Here is a 21,569-nt window from a genome sequence, read left to right on the forward strand (position 1 = left end):
GTTATTTTTCCTGGAGGGTAACTTCATTTGTACAAATTGCACAATAGGATTCTGGTATCAATATTTCATGGCGAATAGCCGTTTTTTGACCGCGAATGGCGAAAGAAAATATGTACCTGCACTTATATGTTATTAATCATTAATGTCGTTAAAGATAAATGATAGTGCGATATTATGTGCTTTTCATTTAATCACCTACCACTTTATGCTCACTATGAATAATCCGGCTTCAGAAGAATACAGCCTTCAGAAGAAAAAATCCCTTGTTGTTGCCGTGCTGATCGCCTCTTTAGGCTACTTTGTAGATATTTATGATTTGTTACTTTTCAGTATCATTAGAGTAAACAGTCTGAAGACGCTTGGTATAACCGGGGCAGAATTAACACGTTCCGGAATATTCCTGCTGAATATCCAGATGGCAGGGATGATTATCGGCGGCATTTTCTGGGGTATTGCAGGAGACAAAAAAGGAAGGCTTTCTGTGCTTTTCGGATCGATTTTTTTATACTCGCTTGCTAACATTGCCAATGGATTTGTCCATTCTCTGGAAGCTTACTCGTTGTGCCGCTTTATTGCCGGATTCGGACTGGCGGGAGAACTGGGGGCGGGTATTACCCTTGTAGCCGAACTTATGCAGAGGGAAAAGCGCGGTTATGCCACCACCATTGTTGCTGCAGTTGGTGTCTGTGGCGCGATTACCGCTTTTTTCACCTCAAAATATTTTGACTGGAGAACAACTTTTTTTATTGGGGGAGCGCTGGGCCTGATGCTGCTGGTGCTGAGAATCAGCGTAAAAGAATCTGAAATGTTTGTATTGTCGAAACAAAAAGGTACTAAAAAGGGTAGCCTGGCTTTAATTTTTAGTGACCGCAAACAGGTGTACAAGTACCTGTGCTGCATTTTTATCGGAATCCCTATCTGGTTTACGATAGGTGTACTGATCACCCTTTCGCCCGAGTTCGGAAGAGCACTTCATGTGCGGGGAGAAATTAGTGCAGGCGCCGCCGTGGCCTGTTGTTACTTTGGAATGGTGATCGGTGATGTTGGCAGCGGTTTACTGAGCCAGTATCTCAAAAGCAGGAAAAAAGTGGTTTATATATTTTTAACTTTCTGTCTTTTTTCAATTGTTGCTTTTTTGGCCGCAGGTGATATGAAAATAAATACCTTTTATATCATTTGTGTTTTGTTGGGTTGTTCTGTCGGGTACTGGGCTATATTTGTAACTATTGCAGCCGAGCAGTTTGGTACCAACGTGCGTACTACTGTCACCACCACTGTCACCAACTTTGTGAGAGGGGCACTTATTCCTATTTCCCTGTTGTTTCAATACTTAAAAACTTTATTTGGCGGCTCAATGATCAGCGCCGCTGCCGTAGTGGCCTGCTGCTGTATACTGTTAGCCCTGATCGCCCTTAGCAGTATGCAGGAAACATTTTTTAAAGATTTGAACTATCAGGAAGAATAGGATGCACCGGAAGCAGGGACGGTATGGTAATTTTATATGACCATACACTTGGAATTACGCGCCCGTAACGTTAGTTTGCAGGTAACTTGTAATGCCGTTTTGCATACAATAAACCCGCTGCTGATTCCGAATGAAAAATAACCAATCCGTTTTGCTGATTACTTTGACCCTGGGTATTTTAACGGCAATTGGTTCGATCTCTATTGACATGTATCTTCCCGCATTTGAAGTTATGGCGGGTTATTTTAAAGTGCCCATTGTACGGATCGAAAGTACCGTTACTCTGTTTTTGTTTGGTATGTCTTTTGGCCAGCTGTTTATTGGGCCTTTATCAGACATCTGGGGAAGAAAGATTCCATTGAGAACTGGACTGGTAGTCTATATACTATGCAGCATCTGCTGTATGCTTACGCATTCCTTTACGGTTTTCTTATGCCTCCGTTTTATACAGGGACTGGCGGGCAGCGCGTGCCAGGTTATCTCCCGTGCGCTCGTAAATGATATCTACCAGGATAAAAATGCAGCGCACATCTTTACGTTGCTCCAGATTATCATGGGCGTTTCTCCGATACTGGCGCCAATGGCCGGGGGAATGCTGGCAGCTGAATCCACATGGAAGCTTTTATTTTTGATTATGGCTGTTATTTCGGGCGTTGGGCTGACCGGATGTTTAACAGTTTTGCCTGCAGGCAAGCTTGCATTGAGTGATAAGCGGCTGAATTTATCCGCAATATTGCAAAGTTACAGACATTGTATCCGGCATCCGGCGTTTGTAAATTACGCATTGGTGAGATCTGTGAGCAACAGTGCCGCATTTTCTTTTGTGACTGCTTCACCATTTGTATTTACACAAATATATTCATTGAGTAAACAGCAGTTTGGTTATGTGTTCTCCTGTTCGGCAGTTGGTTTCATCAGCGCAGGAATTTTAAATACAAGGTTGCTCAGGCGGTTTGAGCCGCACACCATCACCAGATTTGCTATCGGCAGCCAGATCATCACCGGATTGATCATTATCCTTGTTGTGTATTTTAATGCACCGTTTATGCTTTTACTGGCCCTGATTTTAACATTTCTTTTTATGCTTGGACTGATCCTGCCAAATGCAACTGCACTCTATCTGGGGGCGATACCCTCTTTTAGTGGTTCTGCATCTGCATTGATAGGATCAATGAGTTATCTCTCGGCCTTTCTGATTACTTCTTTGCTGACGCTGCTTCATAATGGTACTGCATATCCTATGTTTTTGATGATGCTCTCCTGCGCGGTACTGGCTTTTTGCTGTTTACGTTTCAAAATGCCACTGAGATTTTCTTAGTTGCTGAAATTTAAATAATTTGCATAAGGATTTAACCGTTCCTCGCTATGCAAGTTTATACCAGTTCGAAAACCCCGAAATCCATTGTTCTTATTTTGTGTAGTTTGGGCTTGCTGGGGCTGGGATATCTTTTAACGATGTTATTGCTGCATCACACAGGTAGCGGCCATCGTGCTGTGGATAAATGGTTTGCGGCTTCCTTCATTCTGCTGTTTATATTGTTTATCATATATATAGCGCTGGAATCCTGTATTGCTACGCTCAATGTAGGAGATGACAGCATCAGGTTTGCCGGGGCAATCAAAAGATGGGAATTAAAATTTTCAGATATCAAAGGCTATCGACACAAGGATAAATATCTTCTGATCGAACCGCTATCTAAGGATGGGAAGAGAATTGGCCTCAGACTCAGCCAGCCGGGCACAATTCAATTGATAGATTTGCTGAAAAGCAGATTCGATGATTTGGACTTAAGGGAAAGGGAGGAAGAACACAAAAATATACTTGATGATCTTCGGTATGGAAAAACGATCGCGGAAAGAGCAGAAAAATTAGAAGACGCTACAGGAGCTTCTAAATTGATCAACGCCATAGGGGTAATGATCCTGTTGCTGAGTTTCATCCTCAAAATAGAAAAGTATACAGTAGCAGTTGCTATTTCAGCGCCAATAGTTTTCATCATAATATTAAGAATTTATAAAGGATTGATCAGGATCGGAACAAGTAAAAGCAGCCCGTACCCATCAATCCCCTTTGGCCTTGCTGCGGTTATCATCTGCCTAATCATAAAGTGCTTCCGCTACAGCATTATGGATTATCATCATGTCTGGCAACCGGCTTTGCTTGTTGCCATAGTTTTGGTGGTAATTTTAATGGTTGCAAACAAAAGCTTTAGCCGTATTTCAGAAAGCCGCATAATGGGAATTGTATTGATCATGATTTGTTCTTTTCTCTACGGATTTTGCACTGTTGTTTGCTTGAACTGCGTTTATGATACGTCTAATAGCCGTTATTATCAGGCGAGAGTGCTCGATAAATGGGTCAGCAACGGGAGAACAAAAGCTTATCATTTTAAAATATCCCAGTGGCGGGAGGGAGGAGATACTGAAAATATACAGGTATCCCGGCAAATGTTCGACAGGATAAATATAGAAGATCCTATGAATGTATATCTTTATGAAGGAAGGTTGAAAATTCCATGGTATGTAATAACTGATCAGTAAAATATCAGATTCTATGTTGATCTTTGCAGCATATGCAAGACTATATATTTGAAATTGAGCTGAAGGTAAGGGATTATGAATGTGACATTCAGGGTGTAGTGAATAACGCTATATATCAATCTTATCTGGAGCATGCCAGGCATGAATATCTCATATCGAGAGGATTTTCATTCGCAGAACTTACACAGCAGGGTATCCTGTTGATGGTATCCCGCATCGAAATGGATTTCAAACGATCACTAACCAGCAGGGATGTATTTGCAGTGAGGCTGAGGACTGAACGCCAGGGCGTAAAATTGATATTCTACCAGGATATATATCGGGTACCTGATAATGCGCTGTGCCTGAAAGCTAAAGTTGAAGCAATTGCAAAAATCAACGATAAGCTGAGCAGGGGAGAAATATTTGATACTTTACTGGCCTGAGCATAATGGAAGAAATAGGCTTCGGCGGGAGTTGCCACTGGTGTACTGAAGCCATCTTTTTATCATTAAAAGGTGTAAACGCCGTTCGTCAGGGATGGATTGCTGCAGATGGACCAAATATGACTTTTTCTGAAGGTGTTATTGTTGAATACAACCCGGAAGTGATTACTTTGTATACATTAATCGCTATTCATCTGTTCACACACAGCTGCACATCAAATCATAGTATGCGGTCGAAATACAGGTCTGCCGTTTACACCTTTAACGCAGGGCAGCGTCAGATTTCTCGTGATGCAATCCAGTCTTTACAAAAAGAATTTTCTGATCCGGTTATTACACAGGTTCTCCCTTGTGAAGACTTTAAACTGAACACAGAGGATTTCCTAAATTATTATTACAGTAATCCTGAAAAACCTTTTTGCGAAAATATAGTAAATCCTAAACTGAAATTGCTCCTCGCACAGTTTGCTGATCAGGTGAATACCGAAAAGCTTATACACCTGAATCGCGGTACCGATCGTACCGGATAAACAGTGATATTGATATCCCAGCAGGCGTAAATACAAGAAAGCCCGTCAACTTGCGTCACCGGGCTTATGATATTGTATTCAATTGATAACTTGTTTTATTTTACACGTTCAACATACTCGCCTGTACGTGTATCAACTTTGATTCTATCGCCCTGATTAACGAATAAAGGTACCTTTATCTCTACACCGTTTTCTGTAGTTACATTTTTCTGCGCACCTGAAGAAGTATCTCCTTTTACAGCAGGTTCAGCGTAAGTGATTTCAAGTTCCACAAAATTAGGTGCCTGGGCTACAATTGGTTCTTCGCTTTCAAACGAAACAATTACGTCCATACCTTCTTTAAGGAATTTTGCCGATGGGCCGAATAAAGCTTTAGGTACATTAAACTGGTCGAAAGTTACATTGTCCATCACCACAAAATATTCACCTTCTTCATACAGGTACTGATAATCGTTTGTCTCTACACGGCAAATTTCAATCTGCTCATCAGTTCCTAAACGGGCTTCCACAATTTTTCCTGTTTTGATATTGCGAAATTTGCCAAGGTAGAAAGCTCCACCTTTACCTGGTGTACGGTGTATCAGCTCTGTAACTGTTACCAGTTCGCCGTTGTAACGTAATATGTTTCCTACTTTAGCTTCAGATGTTTTTGCCATAAAAATATTATTGTAAAATTTTGAGTCCAAAGATAGGGGCTTTTTTGTATTTATAGCTTAAGCCGGAAAGATATTGTGTGTTTTGGCAGAATTAATATATTTGTTATTAATCAATAATAAGTCTAAATACTATACCTTTAGATCGAAACAGGCTGATGTAATGCTGTTTCTCATTATTTATCTAAAAAAGATGACTGCTGCAAAAAGCGCTATATTATTCGCACACCGCTGGCTTGGGTTTATCTCCGGACTGGTAGTTTTTATCATCAGCGTTAGCGGCTGTATCTACTGTTTTCAGGATGAAATACAGGATAATACCATCGCATATCGTAAAGTAGAGGCACAGGCTAAACCCTTTCTGCTGCCTTCGGTGTTTGAACGCTTGGCCCTGAAGCAGTTTCCTGAAGGAAAGATCACCTCGGTGAGCTATCTGGGGAAGGACCGTTCCCTGATGGTACGCCTGACGGTGAAAAAAAAGGTGATGGCAATATATTTTGACCCCTATACGGCTGAGATCCTGAAATCCCGGGTGTTTAAGGATTCATTTTTTGCTATGATCAAGGATATACACTTGTATCTTTTTCTGCCAAGGGAAATTGGCAAAGTAGTCAATTACGTTTCTGTAATTACTTTTGTCATTATTATGATTACCGGACTGGTATTGTGGTGGCCAACACGGAAGTCAGACCGCAAACGGAGTTTCAGGATTAAATGGGGTGCCAAATGGAAACGCGTAAATTACGATCTGCACAATGTTCTGGGTTTTTACGTCACCAGCGTAGTAATCATCATCGCCATAACCGGTTTATCTTTCAGTTTACCATGGGTAAGTAGAGGCCTTTATACAGCAGCCAACCTTGGTAAAAGTTACCCGGCGGAAAAGAAAAAGTTCAAATCAGACTCAACAGCTATTGCTTCTTTTCCGAAGGCCCATCTGGTGATCGACCGCGCATATGCCATTGTCAGAAAGAAATCTCCGCATGCAAACTATCTCCTGTTGATCCCGGGAGCAAAGAAAGGTTCGCCTATTTTAGTTACAGCCTATCCTCAGCCCTTACATTTCCGGGATCAGGATACTTATGCGTTCGACCAGTATTCGGGGAAGCTGCTCAACTTCCTGCCAAACAGTAAAAAAAGTGCCGGGATGCAGCTCAACAGTATGAATTATGATATTCACACCGGGCAGATCGCCGCTCTCCCGGGAAAGATCATCGCATTTCTTTGTAGCCTGGTCAGTGCCACATTACCGGTTACCGGACTGATACTATATCTTGGTAAAAAGAAGAAAAGCAAGAAAAAGCCTAAGCCTGTTCCAAAACTACAGCCTGAGAAAGCGCTTTCTTTTTAATATCTTGAGCAATAAATAATTTCTATGAGCGAAGACACAGCCTTAAAGTTAAACGGTAAACTCTGGATAGAACTAAATGGCAGCAAACTGGTTGGCCCCGGCAGGGTTGAACTGCTGGAGCGCATCCGCGACTGTGGTTCTATACGACAGGCTGCCCTTCAAATGAATATGTCTTACCGCCAGGCATGGCAAATGATAGAAGATATGAATACACGGCTGGATGCTCCTGTGGTAATTTCCCAACGCGGCGGCAAAGGGGGAGGCAATGCTGTGGTCACAGAAAAAGGGGAGATGGTTATTGTGGAGTTTAAATCATTCTATAAGAAGTTCCAGCAATTTTTATCAAAACATAGCGGATCTATCAACCTATAAATTTTAACAAAATTTAAAACATTATCCGGACATTCGTTATTCATTTCTGTATATAACGAATTCTATGAATAAACTCCTACTCTCTGTCATTTCCCTCTTTACTATAACCGCTCTTCAATCAGGTGTTTTGCATGCACAGAGCACTGATAAAACAAAGAAAAATCCAGATACCGTAATTAAGAGTACCGATACCACTCATAGCGCTGTAAGAAGACAGTCAAAACCATTACGTGTGCAGGATACCCTGCATCGGCTTTCTGAAGTGGTCATCACCGCTTCGAGGACGGAAGAAAGTATATTAAGATCGCCGGTAAGTATTGAGCGGGCGGATACATCTGCTTTTAAATTATCTGCTGCCCCTTCTTTTTTTGATGCACTGGAGAACCTCAAAGGTGTACAGATGATTACACCAAGTATGGGTTTCAGGATCATTAACACCCGCGGCTTTGCCAATACAACCAATGTAAGATTCACACAAATGGTGGACGGGATTGATAATCAGGCACCACATATTGGTGCCCCGATCGGAAATGCAATGGGTCCCAGTGATCTTGATATCGAGCATGTAGAGATCATCCCCGGAACCGCCTCAGCATTATACGGACTGAATGCCATCAACGGCCTGGCAAATTTCATGACCAAAGATCCTTTTACAAGTGAGGGCGTCAGTATCCAGCAGAAAGTAGGGCTCAACCATGTGAACGACCAGGAAACATCTGCAAAGTTATTCAATGAAACCAGTGTAAGAATTGCGCACAAAATCAGCAACAGGCTGGCTTTTAAAGTGAATGGTACATTTACAAAAGGGTACGACTGGATTGCAGACGACAGGACGGATTTAAATGCTGCTGCAAATGTTGCTGCAGGGATAGCGGGTGGGCCATCGAGCCCGGCTTACGACCCCGTAAGCGGATATGGAAATGAGTCTTCCAACAGGAAAACAATCGCCCTCGATGGCAAGCAGTATGTTGTGGCGAGAACCGGCTACGCCGAGAAAGAAGTGGCGGATTACCATCTTCAAAATGCAAAGGCAGATTTTACACTGGCTTACAAAATCAGTCCGAAGGCTTTGCTGAGTTACACCTATCGTTTTGCTGACCTTGACAATATTTACCAGCGCTCCAACCGCTTCAGGCTGCAGGATTACCTGCTCCAGCAGCACGCTGTTACATTTAAAAATGATATTTTCCGCGTTAGTGCATATGTAACTACAGAGAACACCGGTAAATCTTATAATTTAAGGTCTGCAGCAGAAAATGAGGATAAAGCATTTAAATCGGATAACCAGTGGTATGCAGATTTTACCAAAGGGTTTAATCAGTCGAGATCACTTGGCACAGCCGTTCCACAGGCATTCGCTGCTGCAAGGCAGGCGGCAGATCTGGGCAGGTTACAGTCCGGAACGGAGGCTTTTCAGGACAAACTTACTGAACTCGCTGATGTAAACAACTGGGATATCGGCTCAGCCTTGCGGGTCAAAGATCAGATGCTGCACGCAGAAGGACAGGTTGATATTTCGAAACTGATCGGGGCTGGCTTTAAGCAACGCACGGGCCTGGATCTTCAGGCGGGTTTTGATCATCGCAGTTATTTTATTCAGCCTGATGGCAATTATTTTGTTAATCCTGACCCGGCAAAGGTTGGACAAACTTTTTCTTACAGCAAAACCGGTGGGTTTATTCAGGTAGGAAGGGATTTTTGGGACAGCAAACTGAGGCTTACCGCTACCTTGCGGGCCGACCGTAATGATTATTTCAGCACCAAGCTTAACCCGCGGTTTACGGCTGTGTTTTCTCCGGTGGAGGAACATAACATCCGTGTTTCATTTCAGAGCGGCTACAGGTTCCCAAGTATTTTTGAGGCCTTTTCCAATGTCAACAGTGGTGGTGTGAAACGTATTGGCGGGCTCAAAATCCTTTCTAACGGCGTACTGGAAAACAGTTATTTAAAGAATTCCATAGATGCTTTTCAGGCAGCCGTTACCCGTGATTTCAATGCAGGAATGACCACCAGTGCCGCTATTGAAAAGAACAAAAGCCGCCTGGTAAAAAATTACTATGACTATATCAAGCCTGAGCATATCAACTCATTTGAAATCGGATACAAATCCTTATTCCTCAACAGGGACTTGAAACTGGACGCAGATTTTTATTACAATAAATATGAAAATTTTATCGCGCAGGTGGAGATGAGCGTGCCGAATACGACATCCGCAGATTCTATCCCCTATGCCCTTAATGATAAAACCAAACAAAGCCGTTACAGGGTATGGACCAATTCCCAGAGCACGGTATACAATTATGGCGGAAGTTTTGGGCTAACCTACCGTATGATGAGGAAATTTACGCTTGGTGGCAACGTAACTTATTCTAAGCTGGACAGGACTACCAATAATGATGGTCTGGAAGATGGTTTCAATACACCGGAATGGATCTACAATCTTTCCTTTGGTGGCGACCGGATTTACGGAAGACTGGGTTTTAATGTCTCGTACAAGTATCAGAGCAGCTATTATTCACAAACTTTCCTGGTAAACGGAACGGTTAAAAGCTATGGCAATACCGATGCACAGGTCAATTACGATCTGTTCAAACATAAGCTGAATGTGAAAGTAGGGGGCTCTAATGTGTTTAATAAATATTATTACTCTTATCTCGGAGGCCCTTCTATTGGTGGTTTCTACTATACCAGCTTTACTTACACCATGTAAATACTTCTTAATTCTTTTACACGAAACAGCTATAGCCTGCTAATAATTTAATAAATTAGAAGCAGGCTATTTTTATAGATCCTTGGAACTATAATTGTAGTATGATTGCCCACATACAGTGTTTAATTAGCTTAAATGAGTAAAGTATTTACAATTACTGAAGGCCTGGAGAACATGGGTGCACTGCGCACAGGCGGCCAGGGTTCAGTATATAAGGGCAGACGTTTTGGTCCGATAATCACTGCAGTAAAACTGCTTCCCACACCCGTTCATATGGAAAACACTGAGGATAAGAACTTCAGGAGCTTTCAGAACGAGGTAGAAAAATTAAAAAAGGTTAACGAAGAACCGAACCCGAATGTAGTGAAGATCCTGAATTCAGGAATAACTGAAAGCGGTTCTTTCCCGTTTATAGAGATGGAATTTATTGACGGGCCTGATCTGGAAGATCTTCTGAAGGAACCGCAGGACCCGATTTTTGCAATCAAAGAGGTGATTAAAGTCGCCGACCACTTGGCAAATGCCCTCGCACATTGCCATAAGGTTAGCGTTAAACACGGCGATATTAAAAGCAATAACGTTAAATTTAATCTCCATACCGGGAATTATGTGTTGCTGGATTTTGGCCTTTCGGCGATGTCGGATGAGCAAAGAAGAACCAGCATCAGGCATGCCGGTGCCATAGAATTTATGGCTCCGGAGCAGAGCGAAGGACAGATGCTGTTTGAAACTGATGTTTACAGTTACGGTGTAATTTTATACGAATTGCTGGCAGGACAGGTGCCGTTCCCTCTAACCGATAATGGGCAGAAGTCGCGAAATGATGTGCTCGTAGGCCACCTTGAATTACCAGTACCGGATATCCTGGGACTGAGAAAACAGAATCTTCCTGAGAATTGGTCTGAAGCGAAAAAACAGCATGAGATGATGGTGCCGCAATGGCTTCTCCAGGTTATTGCCCGCTGTTTGGAAAAACTTCCGCAAAACAGGTATGCCGACGGGGTAAAACTGCAAGAAGCCATTGTCAGGAGCAGTATAGCAGAAGCCGGAAATTATTATAATAGCAGCATTGTGCAGGATACAGAAAATTCTGGACTGATGCCCGCCGGGGCTGCAGATACTTCCTTGCTGCAAATGGAGAACGACAGATTGCAAACCCTTCTCCGAAATTATCAGGAAGAAGCGGCGGATGCAAAACAGCCGGACAGCAGTGTAATAGTGATCTCTAAACCGGTGTTTTTTGTGCTGGTAATGAGTGTGGTGCTGATGGCGGCATTCCTCAGCTATTATCTGTTGTTCAGAACTACAGAACAGCCGGAAAGGAGATCGCGCCAGGATCAGGTAACTACTCCGGATACAACACAAAAAACCGGTCGCAAAGGATATGCCTGGGACAAAAAAAGAGATTCAGCAATAACAGATACAGCATACGGGGATGATAATGGAGAAACACAACCGGTACAGCTAAAACCTGTTCCACAGGCGCAGCCTGATACCACCGTAATGGACCTGGATACAACCGTACATTTTTAGTTTGCAGCATACCATACATTAAAACAGATGGCAGAAAAACCAACATTTTGGAAGAAAACCGGTCTGCAGGACTTTTTCCTTCCTTCAGAAAAAACACAGAAGAAACAGGTTGTAAAGGCATTAACACCTGATGAAGTATATAAATATATTATTGATAAGTTTAAAGAATCCGTTGCGGAACTTTCTTTTGCAAACCGCATTGTTTTTTACCACGAATTTATCATTTGTTTCAATGAAGAAGATTACAAGGAGTTCCTGGCGCATAAACAGGGCCTTTTTGGGATCATCGTTCATGAATCGGTCAACCAGTTTTACAAGCTGCTTGAAGAATACCGCAAATCCGGAAAAACAGTAGAACCTTCTAGTTCTAAATGGGTATTCCGGCTGGTGTCTCATCCTGATTATGAACGTGGTGATAAAGGATTTATAGGTAAATTATTGCCGGGAAGTACGCAGAAGAACGAAAACCTGCGGGTTACCTTTATTCCGCGCCAGACAGGCGTGGCAGAAACGCTTGACCTGAACCAGGAAATACTCAACGGCTTTACGTATTACAGTGAAGGTTATTATGAAATGCCGTATGATCTGCAGGCGTCGGCTATTCCTGCTCCATCAGCAGGACAAAAAGGTTATGCCAGGTTGGAAACCATTATGCCTGATCAGAATTTCAGAGGCAAGAAACTCGAATTCCTGATGAAGAACGATGAAATCACAGTGTCTGGTAAGGACGAAAGCAGAAATGAAACTCATATTTTTGTGATTCCCTCAGACTGGGTGAACACGCCGCACCTGAGTATCCGCCATAACCATGCAGATGGTAAATTATACCTGGCTTCATTCGGTGAAAAAACGATCGTAAATGAAATTGAAGTTCCCCGGACTGAGATTAGTCACCCGGATTGGATAGAGCTGCCCTTTAACTCCAGGATTTTACTCAACGGTATTATTGGCATAAATATTTTTAAACCTTAAGTGATGAAAAATTTGTTTGGCATTACAGACACCGGTAAGGTGAGAGATAATAATGAAGATGTTTTCATTGCAGAGGAGGTACGCAGCGGACAGTTTATCATCGCGGGCGTAATCGATGGCGTAGGCGGTTATGAAGGAGGGGAGGTGGCTGCGGCGCTGACAAGAGAGGTGGTGCTTGCTGAAATGGCCACTATTGGCGCAGATGTGCCCGCACAGCTTGAAATTGCTTTCAATCTGGCCAATGAAGAGATTTTTGCCAGGAAGCTGGAGGATCAGAAGCTGTCGGCCATGGCTTGTGTAGCCACCGTTGCGGTGATCGACCGGCTGAACAACCTGCTGCATTATATTCATGTGGGCGATACCAGGTTATATCTGTTCAGGGATCACTCCCTGATCAAGCTATCAAGCGACCAGTCGCCCGTGGGTTTTCTCGAAGACTCTGGCAGAATTACCGAGGAAGCTGCCATGCAGCATCCCAAGCGCAATATCATCAACCAGGCGCTGGGACTGGGGAGCCAGGAGGAAATGTCAGACAGCTACTTTGAAACAGGATCTTCTCCTTTTTTGCCTGGAGACCTGATCCTGGTGTGCAGCGACGGTTTAACAGATATGATCAACAAGGAGGTTATTGCCAGGGTCCTTGATTCATCCGGTACCCTGCAGGCAAGAGCAGAAAAACTCATTGCAGAAGCAAATGCTGCAGGCGGAAATGATAACATAACAGTGGTACTGGCTTTGAATGATAAGGCACCGGTATCACACCCCGTTTCACGTCCTGCTGCAGACTTATTTTCACAGGCAGCTAATGAAGTACCCGAGCTCAAAGCCCCTGTCAGCCCGGCTGTGCAGGAGATACCGCCATCAGAAGTAAACCAGCGAAAGAACCCTTTTGTAAAAAAGGAACCAAGTTCAGGAGTTTTGGCAGGTACCAACCAGGGATCCGATAATGTGACGCAGCAGAACAAAACTCCCGGAGGCAATCAAACTCTGGTGATCATTCTTTCAGCATTGTGCCTTTTGTTTCTGGCCAGCACGGTATGGCTTTTCTTTACAAACCCTCCGGTAGAACTTAAACCTTCAGGAACACTGAATCCTGCGCCCGCTGTTACCGTAAATCCACAGGAAAAAAAACTGATTGATACATTATCCAAACTCAAAGGAGATACCTTGATACTTTCTGCCGGTTTTTTCAAAAGTCCGGTACATTTAAGCAGGGCATTGAATATCAACAGGGACACTTTGATTATCAAAACCAAAGGAGACCTGATCTTTCAGCGGGACTCTGCCTATAAAGGGCCGGCAATGATTTTATCGCCGGCATGTAAGTATGTGGTAATTGATCAGCTGGTGCTGGAAAATTTCGAAACCGGGATCGTATCTTATAAAAACGTCCTCGACCTCAAAAATGTAAAATTTAACAATTGTAAGTATCCCTTACAGATCTTATTTGAATTTCCTGACCGCTCATTTATAAATGGCAGGATATCTAAACGTGCATTCCAGGCAGATACGCTGGCCAAGAAATAACAATGGATAGACAACAACAAACATCTGGAGGAAGGTTAAAAGAGCGTATCAGCATCACGATGATCGGCATCATCCTGGTATTCGCATTTTTTAAGCTTTTTGGCGTTTTGCAGGAACGCATGAAAGATGTAGATAAAGGCTTAGCGACGGGAACAATTGTGAACCTCAATGCCCCTGATCCTGCCAATGCCATAAAAGCAATGCTGACAAAAGGCTATTATTATGACGATCCTGCAGATATTGACCTGATCAGATCGGTAATTGCCGACAAACAGCAGGAAGACCGTTTCAGTAATATTGGAGACCTGAATAAAAGAAAATTCAATGTCTCTGCAGATAAAGCAAGCCAGTATGGGGGCGCATCTTTTAAGAAACGTGTGGCTTTATCCCGGGCGCTGCTGGGCTTTACAGGACAAGATGAAAAACGGTTTGAACAGGAGATTACGGCTCCGCCGGCTTTGCCCTCCGTGCAGGATATGGGGATTGGAGACGGTGCCCTGCAGGGCAGTGTCAAAAATGCTGAAGGGGTTGTATCCGGGGTGCTGGTAAGATTAACCGCTATTGTGGCGGCCGATAGTGTAGATGCCAGGCCTTTTACAGCTTATGCACGTACAGACCAGGAGGGTAAATATAAATTTACCGGATTGCCTGAAGATAAAGCATACGAAGTTATTCCCCTGAAACCGGGTGCCGAGTTTGGACAGGTAAAAGGAGTACAGGCACTAAACGGCCATCAGACATTAAATTTTACAGAGGCGCTGCACCGCATCAGATTGCTCTCTTCGAGAGATTTTAACACTCTGAAGAATGAGGGCGCGCTGATTGTACGGACGCCTCAGGATTTCAGCTTTTACTACTGGTGTTTTGCCGGGGCACTGCTATTCGGCTTTTTGCTTATCCACATCGTATTATCCATAAGGTTTCCGGATGCAGATCAGGTCATCCTGCCACTGCTCATGCTGCTCACAGGTATTTCATTTCTTACCCTGTTAAGTTTACAGGACCCTCTGCGCGACCGGTTCCTGGTTGCTGATTCTGTACTGTATCTATTTATCGGTGTGACGGGCATTTTTATTTTGCTTGCCTTTAACCTGCGCCGGTTTACGGCCGACTCCAGCTTATACCGCCTCTTTATTTTTACCAAACAGCGTGATGCCGCTAATGGCTGGCCATGGATCACCTTGGCAATAGGTTTGCTGGTGATTACGCTCCTGTTCGGCGCCGGGCCGGAGGGCAGCGGCGTGAAAGTAAACCTGCTGGGCATACAGCCCAGTGAAGTAGTAAAATACATCGTAGTGCTTTTCCTTGCGGGATTTTTTGGAATGAATGAGCAGTTCATTGCTGCCTATTCCAGCTGGAAAAAACGCTGGTCTTTCTTTTCATTTGCGCTGGCAGCAATTTTGTGTACGCTGCTGCTGTTTTTACTGCTTGGCGACCTTGGCCCTGCAATCGTGATCTGTTTTACATTTATCATTCTCTTTTCATTCTCCAGGGGCGATTTTATGGAAATGACAGCTTTTGTGGTTCTGTATATCCTGGTGGCATGGTTTGTAGAAAATGTATGGCTGGATGCCTTGATCACTTTTGGCGCCCTGGCACTTTATCACACCTTAAAAAAGAGGACGGTCAGCGAATCTGCGATCATGGCACTGGTAGTGATTACGGCTTTCCTTACCATTGATAAGATCCCTTACCTTGATAAAATTGTCCCCGGTCCGGTAGAAAGGCTGAGCGACCGCAAAGCGATATGGCAGGATGCCTGGGACAACGAGGTTTACGGGGGCGATCAGGTGGCAAACGGGCTCTGGGCCATATCGAGCGGCGGTATAGCCGGTCAGGGTACGGGCAAAGGCTTTGCGAAAACCATCCCGGAGGCCCACACAGATATGATTCTTCCGGCTATTGCAGAAGATTTTGGCTGGCTGGGTATGGCCTGCGTTTTCGGGCTGTTCCTGCTCTACCTGCACCGCGCGATCATCATCGGACGGCAAACGGGCACGCCTTTTCTTTTTTACTGTTGTGCAGGGATAGGCATCTGTACCTTTATTCAGTTCCTGCTGATTGCCGGCGGCTCTGTTGGCGCTTTACCTTTATCTGGGGTATCCCTGCCTTTTGAAAGTTATGGTGGTTCTTCGCTGGTGATCAATCTTGTGGCGGCGGGATTTCTTCTTTCTGCTTCATCGGTAAGAGGAACAGAAGGCCAGATGAAATATATCACCCGCCAGCAGGATAAAAACCTTGTTCCGGCGCTGCTTGCTGCCTGTATCGGCGTGCTGTTATTGCTGGTCAATGTTTCCAGATATAGCTTTAACAACAAGGCCTGGGTGGTAAAGCCTGCGCTGGTGGCCGACAAAGGTGGAAGCCGCATGTTCAGCTATAATCCAAGAATTGGAATACTCATGAAAAAACTGGAAGCTGGTAATATTTATGACCGTGCAGGATTGCTGCTGGCTACCAGTGATCCAAAGCTGTTTAAAAAGCAGCAGCAGGAGCTCCGCGAAGCAGGAATTCCAGAATATGACCTGGATTCTGCACAGCACAGAAGGGTTTCAAGGTATTATCCTTTTGAAGAACAGCTGTTTTTCTGGACCGGTGATGCCAATACGGGTGTATTTAACGGGGGGATCAACGGTTATTTTGCAGAATATGAGCACGCCGCTGAGCTCCGGGGATTTAAGATGCCATTAACAAGTTATAACCTGATTGCCTCACGCTATCGCGAAGACCGTTTTCTGCCCAGAGGCCCTAAGGAAATGACGGTTGTGAAAAGAGATTTCTCGGCATTATCACGGATCTTGATAGCAGGCCTTGATACCAGTGAAATTGCCCTGTTTAAAAAACGCAACAGGGATGTGAAGCTGAGCGTGGATGCGGCTTTGCAAACGCGTTTGCAAACAGCTTTGGCGGCAGATCCGGCAGTGCAGAAAAACAGGGTTTCTGTGGTAGTAATGTCTTCGGCTACCGGAGATGTGCTGGCCTCCGCGGTTTACCCGCTGCCCCCGGTAAAAAGCTGGGAGCAGCTTACCATGAGCAGGACCGACCAGAATAAGCTGGCAAGTTGGACTACTACTGCCGACCTTGGGTTTACAGTAGCGACCCAGCCGGGTTCTACGGCAAAATTGCTGACGGCAATGGCTGCTTTTAATCAACTGGGCATGCGCGCAGCACAGCAGACTTATCTGGTGAAAGCCAATGAGAGAATACGCAGCGGCGGACCAGAACCTGATGAGACCGGAAATATTGATATGGAACGGGCCATTGTAAAATCTAACAATGTATACTTTATAAAGCTGGCAAATCAGGAACATCTGGCAGAGCCGATGGGAGAGCTGTACCTCAAAACTGGTATGTTCCTGCACGGGGTTGGAGGTTACTACTACGGAAGAAAATCTGCAGATCCCGATCAGGCAAACCGATGGTTTGATCTGTGGCGCAGAACGGAATTCAAAAGTGCCTACAACCCGCAGAATATCTACAGGAACAGGGCTACCGGGATTTCCGGAATGGCCTGGGGACAGGGAGAACTGATTGCTACACCAGTGGCAGTGGCTCGCCTGGCCGCTGCGATTGCCAACCAGGGCAAATTGGTTCCCAACAGATATGTGCTCAAACTAAATGATTCTACGGTAAAAAGCCCTGAAAGTATTGCGCTGGCCAAAAATCCTGCCTATGCAGCGTTGTTAAAGCAGTATATGGTTGAACAGAGTGCCGGCAAAGCTGGTCTGTTTGGGCTTTCTGTAGCCGGTAAAACTGGAACACCGGAAAGGATGCTGCGGGGTAAAAAAGTAAATGACGGCTGGTATGTGTTTTTTGCGCCCAATCCCGGTACTGCCGATTACACCGTAACCTGTATCCGTATTGAGGCCACAAAAGGCTCTTCAGAAGCAGTGAAGCTTGCTGCAGATGTGGTGATTCCACTGCTGGCAGGGAAAGGTTATATTAAAAGTATCAATTAGATAATTATAAAATGATCAGAGGGGCGGTCAGTCCTGATGATAAAAAGGAGAAGATATGTTTGATTTTTTTAAACGGAATACAAAGTTAGATGCCAAAGGGATCAGGGATGCGATTTTGCAGTTTATCAAAGAAGAATTGCAGCAGCTGGATGGAGGCGAAGGCTCTGCGCTCCAATCAGTTTCTCTATTTGTGTCTCCAAACGAAGAAGAGAAATTTCTTTATGAAGCGGCTTTATACAATGGAAATACGGAAAAACTGCGTGAAGATGTTCAGCGCATTGCCGATAATTTTGCATTGGATCTGCCGGCAGACTGGCAGTTGGCCCTGCAGTTTGAGGATGAGCTGCCCTCAGGTACGCTCCGCTCCAATGAAATCAAGGCAAGGCTAAAACTCACCATGTCGGCACCGGCAGAGGTAACGCAACCGGCAGGAGCATCAGTAACAGGGATTGGGGCGGCAGTTAAAGTCAGTCTCAAAGTACTAAAAGGAAAGGCAGAGCAGGATGAATACATCTTAAAACCGGAGGCTGGCAAACGCATCAATATCGGCCGTGAAGCCATTATTCAGGCCAACGACGGTTCCTTACGGATCAATCATATCGCCTTTCCCGAAGATCCGGCATATGAAAGCAACAAGTATATCAGCCGGCAGCATGCCCATATCGAATGGGATGTGCCGTCGGCCTCTTTTAAGTTGTATGCTGATGAGGGCGGAGTGCCCCCGGGCAATAAAACAAAGATCAGAACAGCGCATGACGAATCCATTAATAAGCTCAATTCCACAGCGGTGGGATATCCTTTAAAGGACAGGGATCAGATCATTTTAGGTGATGCAGCGATACTGGAATTTACTGTCATTTTACAATAGATTTTTGGATTAAAATGATAAAAACCTTGTATCTTTTGCCCTTGATTTTATGTTTTACAGTCTATAAAATCAAGGCGCAGGCAAAACATATCATTAGTGGCTATATCAGAGATGCACAAACCGGAAAGCTGCTGATTGGTACAACGATACGCGCAGAGGGATTGGTAATCTCAACGCAGCAGGAAATAATCCTGGTATGCTAAGTACGGCCACCAACGATTACGGATTTTACTCCCTTACCGCAGCGGACGGCACATAACGACTGATGGTGGTGCCATAGGTGTATTCAATGCCTACCGCTCTAATAAACTTACGGTCACAGCTAAATTTAGGGATTAATTAATTATATTAGAGTATAACCTCTCCACCCATGAAACCTCTTTTTTTAATAAATATTCTCATATTTTTGCTGGCAGTATCCTGCACCAACGCACAAAAGGAAAGTAAAAATATTCCAGTCAGGATTTTCCCTTCAAATCCCAGTCTCTTTAAAAATCATCTGGGAATCAATGCGTTTGAATGGGATTTTTCCGATTCAGATAACGGACTGATTCCTGAGAGCAGAAAAAAAGTGATACGCTCGTTTGGCGGTTTCAGGCATTACATGGATTGGGATAAACTGGAATCCGAAGAAGGGAAATATACGTTTAACCCGGTGCATTCAGGCGGATGGAATTATGATATGATCTATCAGTGGTGCAAATCCGAAAATATTGAAGTCCTGGCCGACCTGAAGTCGTGCCCCAGCTGGCTGGTTAATACCTATCCTAAAGATCAGCGGAATGCAGAAAATGTTCCGGCACCTTATGGGCTCAACCGTAAGCTGCCCTCTTCCTACCTCAAGCAGGCAAAGGTAGCTTTTCAGTTTGCCGCAAGATATGGGCATAATAAGGCGGTGCCCCGTGCATTGGTATCTGTAAACACAAATGCCCGCTGGCCTGGCGATCAGTTAAACTATGTAAGGGTAGGACTGGGTTATGTGAAATATATTGAATGTGATAATGAACGTGATAAGACCTGGAAAGGACCACAGGCACATCAGAATGCAGAAGAGTATGCTGCAAACATGTCGGCTTTCTATGATGGGCACATGGGTAAACTGGGAAAAAATGCAGGTGTGAAAACTGCTGACCCGTCGATGAAGGTGGTGATGGGCGGTTTGTCAGATCCTGATATCAAATATGTAATTAAGATGATTGAATGGTGTAAAAAAAACAGGGGTTACAAAGCTGATGGTTCTGTAAACTTATGTTTTGATGTCATCAATTATCATGCTTATAACAACGACTGGACGGGCAGTGCTGATCCTACAGTGGGCAAACCGCCGGAGCTTTCGCGTGCAGCAGCGCTTGCAGATGCGTTTGTAGCCATGGCCAGGAAACATGCCAATGGGACGGAAGTCTGGAATACGGAATCAGGATATGATATCAATACTAAAAGTCCGCAAAGAGCAATTGCCATTGGTAAAAAGCCGGCACTAATCACCCAGGCCGACTGGATGCTGAGGTCTGCGCTTTTATATGCCAGGCATGGTATAAAACGCTCGTTTTTCTACATGCTGGACGATGTTGACCCCAACAGTACAACGCAATACGGAACTTCCGGATTTGCCGTTGGCAGTAAAAGAAGACCGGTAGCAGATTATTTTTTCCAGGTAAAAAAACTGATGGGCGATTTTCATTTTGTCAAAAATATGAAAACTGATCCCATTGTTGATGTTTATGGTTTGAATGGACGGAAAATATTTGTGATGTTTGTACCGGACGAACAGGACAGAAGAACTGCGTTTCGTTTGAATATGGGCACTGCTTCGTCGGTGACGGTGTACACACCTGTTGCGGGGGCAGACAGCATGAGGGCAAAGATTGTGGCTACCCCGAAAGGAATTTTAAACATAATGCTCACAGAAACACCCGTTTTTGTGGAGAAGAATTAAAAGGGCAAAATATAAATGGATAAGTCGGAAGTAGAATACGTATTGATCACAGTGAAATCGGGAGTGGAAGAAGCCCTCAATATTAAGATATATAAAAATGGTATTCTGGCGCGCAGGGGTTGCGGAGGCTTGCCGGGCGTAACGATCTCAGGAATGAGTTTTACCGGGGATGCTTCTTATTTTGATCAGCTGATGCAAAGCGTCTCACAGCAGATCCTGGATGAAAACATAAACCATGAGGAAGAGATTAAAACCGGTTCACTCGAATATCTGGTTGCCTTTTATGGGGTAAGTGCCAATGGCGACCAGGGGGAGCGGGCAGAATGGACAAAATCTACCGGGCTGCGCTTCTTTATGGATGAGGGCACCAGTTTCAGGCACAATTTATTGGGTTTTGCTGATGGCTTTGCGATAGAAGCGATGAAACTGACCAATTCCTGGTACTTTGACATCGTGATGCTCGCATTGGAAAAAATGCGTTCTGATGCACTTCCTGAGCAGACACTGGTTAATGCTCCGAAAACTGATGAAGCTTTGAACAAGGATTTCCAGAGTTATTTTGAGCAGATCAGCAAAAAAGAACTTCCTGAATTTATCAAAAATAAGAGCTACACAGATGACAGCGGCCAGCCGCATCAGCTTTCACTTGAAATCGAAGGACAGTCTATCAGCTATAAATTTGGGGCCAGGGTTCACTAAATAAAAATCTGCTGCAGCTGCAATTTTTAAT

The 21,569-nt window shown here is 44.3% G+C and carries 17 protein-coding genes; 16 read left to right on the forward strand and 1 reads right to left on the reverse strand.

What is annotated here, in order from left to right; translation table 11 throughout:
* Positions 1 to 142: 142 nt before the first annotated feature.
* The 5 genes from FN831_RS23655 (at position 143) to FN831_RS23675 (ending at position 4,961) form a co-directional block, all read left to right on the forward strand.
* A complete protein-coding gene (locus FN831_RS23655) occupies positions 143 to 1,465 on the forward strand; it encodes an MFS transporter (protein WP_246101727.1) in 1,323 nt (440 codons plus the stop codon).
* Between the two features lie 130 nt (positions 1,466 to 1,595).
* A complete protein-coding gene (locus FN831_RS23660) occupies positions 1,596 to 2,783 on the forward strand; it encodes a multidrug effflux MFS transporter (protein ID WP_142530690.1) in 1,188 nt (395 codons plus the stop codon).
* 47 nt (positions 2,784 to 2,830) lie between these two features.
* Positions 2,831 to 4,006 carry a hypothetical protein gene (locus tag FN831_RS23665; RefSeq protein ID WP_142530691.1) on the forward strand — a complete coding sequence of 392 codons (1,176 nt, stop codon included), beginning with the start codon at positions 2,831 to 2,833 and terminating at the stop codon, positions 4,004 to 4,006.
* 32 nt (positions 4,007 to 4,038) lie between these two features.
* Positions 4,039 to 4,431 (forward strand): acyl-CoA thioesterase, encoded by a 393-nt coding sequence (locus tag FN831_RS23670; protein ID WP_142530692.1) that lies wholly within the window; start codon positions 4,039 to 4,041, stop codon positions 4,429 to 4,431.
* A gap of 5 nt (positions 4,432 to 4,436) precedes the next feature.
* Positions 4,437 to 4,961, forward strand: coding sequence for a peptide-methionine (S)-S-oxide reductase (locus FN831_RS23675; RefSeq protein WP_142530693.1), 525 nt, complete (start codon positions 4,437 to 4,439; stop codon positions 4,959 to 4,961).
* 95 nt (positions 4,962 to 5,056) lie between these two features.
* Here FN831_RS23675 and efp read toward each other — a convergent pair whose 3' ends face one another.
* Entirely contained in the window at positions 5,057 to 5,617 is a 561-nt protein-coding gene (efp, locus tag FN831_RS23680; protein WP_142530694.1) for an elongation factor P, read from the reverse strand.
* A 190-nt stretch (positions 5,618 to 5,807) separates the two neighbouring features.
* Between efp and FN831_RS23685 the strand changes: the two genes are divergently transcribed.
* The 11 genes from FN831_RS23685 (at position 5,808) to FN831_RS23730 (ending at position 21,538) form a co-directional block, all read left to right on the forward strand.
* Positions 5,808 to 6,965: a PepSY-associated TM helix domain-containing protein gene (locus FN831_RS23685; protein ID WP_185960589.1), complete on the forward strand. Its 1,158-nt coding sequence runs from the start codon at positions 5,808 to 5,810 to the stop codon at positions 6,963 to 6,965.
* Positions 6,966 to 6,989: 24 nt separating this feature from the next.
* Entirely contained in the window at positions 6,990 to 7,337 is a 348-nt protein-coding gene (locus FN831_RS23690) for a winged helix-turn-helix domain-containing protein (protein ID WP_142530696.1), read from the forward strand.
* Positions 7,338 to 7,401: 64 nt separating this feature from the next.
* Positions 7,402 to 10,047 carry a TonB-dependent receptor gene (locus FN831_RS23695; RefSeq protein ID WP_142530697.1) on the forward strand — a complete coding sequence of 882 codons (2,646 nt, stop codon included), beginning with the start codon at positions 7,402 to 7,404 and terminating at the stop codon, positions 10,045 to 10,047.
* A gap of 135 nt (positions 10,048 to 10,182) precedes the next feature.
* Positions 10,183 to 11,580, forward strand: coding sequence for a serine/threonine protein kinase (locus FN831_RS23700; protein ID WP_142530698.1), 1,398 nt, complete (start codon positions 10,183 to 10,185; stop codon positions 11,578 to 11,580).
* Positions 11,581 to 11,607: 27 nt separating this feature from the next.
* Positions 11,608 to 12,552, forward strand: coding sequence for a hypothetical protein (locus FN831_RS23705; protein WP_142530699.1), 945 nt, complete (start codon positions 11,608 to 11,610; stop codon positions 12,550 to 12,552).
* Between the two features lie 3 nt (positions 12,553 to 12,555).
* A complete protein-coding gene (locus FN831_RS23710) occupies positions 12,556 to 14,079 on the forward strand; it encodes a PP2C family protein-serine/threonine phosphatase (protein ID WP_142530700.1) in 1,524 nt (507 codons plus the stop codon).
* Between the two features lie 2 nt (positions 14,080 to 14,081).
* Positions 14,082 to 18,035, forward strand: a complete 3,954-nt coding sequence (locus FN831_RS23715; RefSeq protein ID WP_142530701.1) for an FtsW/RodA/SpoVE family cell cycle protein — start codon at positions 14,082 to 14,084, stop codon at positions 18,033 to 18,035.
* Positions 18,036 to 18,090: 55 nt separating this feature from the next.
* Entirely contained in the window at positions 18,091 to 18,903 is an 813-nt protein-coding gene (locus FN831_RS23720; protein ID WP_142530702.1) for an FHA domain-containing protein, read from the forward strand.
* A 35-nt stretch (positions 18,904 to 18,938) separates the two neighbouring features.
* Complete coding sequence (locus tag FN831_RS27805) at positions 18,939 to 19,106, forward strand: hypothetical protein (protein WP_185960590.1); 168 nt, start codon at positions 18,939 to 18,941, stop codon at positions 19,104 to 19,106.
* A 167-nt stretch (positions 19,107 to 19,273) separates the two neighbouring features.
* Positions 19,274 to 20,839 (forward strand): hypothetical protein, encoded by a 1,566-nt coding sequence (locus FN831_RS23725; RefSeq protein ID WP_142530703.1) that lies wholly within the window; start codon positions 19,274 to 19,276, stop codon positions 20,837 to 20,839.
* 15 nt (positions 20,840 to 20,854) lie between these two features.
* On the forward strand, positions 20,855 to 21,538 hold the full coding sequence (locus FN831_RS23730) for a hypothetical protein (RefSeq protein WP_142530704.1): 684 nt from the start codon (positions 20,855 to 20,857) through the stop codon (positions 21,536 to 21,538).
* The last annotated feature ends 31 nt before the right edge of the window (positions 21,539 to 21,569 follow it).

It is taken from the genome of Pedobacter westerhofensis, from assembly GCF_900182595.1.
Taxonomy (GTDB): Bacteria; Bacteroidota; Bacteroidia; order Sphingobacteriales; family Sphingobacteriaceae; genus Pedobacter; species Pedobacter westerhofensis.

What these genes read in the sequence shown, in the direction of transcription:
- FN831_RS23655 (WP_246101727.1), top strand. Translation starts at nt 143, where the DNA reads ATGTCGTTAAAGATAAATGATAGTGCGATATTATGTGCTTTTCATTTA.
- FN831_RS23660 (WP_142530690.1), top strand. Translation starts at nt 1,596, where the DNA reads ATGAAAAATAACCAATCCGTTTTGCTGATTACTTTGACCCTGGGTATT.
- FN831_RS23665 (WP_142530691.1), top strand. Translation starts at nt 2,831, where the DNA reads ATGCAAGTTTATACCAGTTCGAAAACCCCGAAATCCATTGTTCTTATT.
- FN831_RS23670 (WP_142530692.1), top strand. Translation starts at nt 4,039, where the DNA reads ATGCAAGACTATATATTTGAAATTGAGCTGAAGGTAAGGGATTATGAA.
- FN831_RS23675 (WP_142530693.1), top strand. Translation starts at nt 4,437, where the DNA reads ATGGAAGAAATAGGCTTCGGCGGGAGTTGCCACTGGTGTACTGAAGCC.
- efp (WP_142530694.1), bottom strand. Translation starts at nt 5,617, where the DNA reads ATGGCAAAAACATCTGAAGCTAAAGTAGGAAACATATTACGTTACAAC.
- FN831_RS23685 (WP_185960589.1), top strand. Translation starts at nt 5,808, where the DNA reads ATGACTGCTGCAAAAAGCGCTATATTATTCGCACACCGCTGGCTTGGG.
- FN831_RS23690 (WP_142530696.1), top strand. Translation starts at nt 6,990, where the DNA reads ATGAGCGAAGACACAGCCTTAAAGTTAAACGGTAAACTCTGGATAGAA.
- FN831_RS23695 (WP_142530697.1), top strand. Translation starts at nt 7,402, where the DNA reads ATGAATAAACTCCTACTCTCTGTCATTTCCCTCTTTACTATAACCGCT.
- FN831_RS23700 (WP_142530698.1), top strand. Translation starts at nt 10,183, where the DNA reads ATGAGTAAAGTATTTACAATTACTGAAGGCCTGGAGAACATGGGTGCA.
- FN831_RS23705 (WP_142530699.1), top strand. Translation starts at nt 11,608, where the DNA reads ATGGCAGAAAAACCAACATTTTGGAAGAAAACCGGTCTGCAGGACTTT.
- FN831_RS23710 (WP_142530700.1), top strand. Translation starts at nt 12,556, where the DNA reads ATGAAAAATTTGTTTGGCATTACAGACACCGGTAAGGTGAGAGATAAT.
- FN831_RS23715 (WP_142530701.1), top strand. Translation starts at nt 14,082, where the DNA reads ATGGATAGACAACAACAAACATCTGGAGGAAGGTTAAAAGAGCGTATC.
- FN831_RS23720 (WP_142530702.1), top strand. Translation starts at nt 18,091, where the DNA reads ATGTTTGATTTTTTTAAACGGAATACAAAGTTAGATGCCAAAGGGATC.
- FN831_RS23725 (WP_142530703.1), top strand. Translation starts at nt 19,274, where the DNA reads ATGAAACCTCTTTTTTTAATAAATATTCTCATATTTTTGCTGGCAGTA.
- FN831_RS23730 (WP_142530704.1), top strand. Translation starts at nt 20,855, where the DNA reads ATGGATAAGTCGGAAGTAGAATACGTATTGATCACAGTGAAATCGGGA.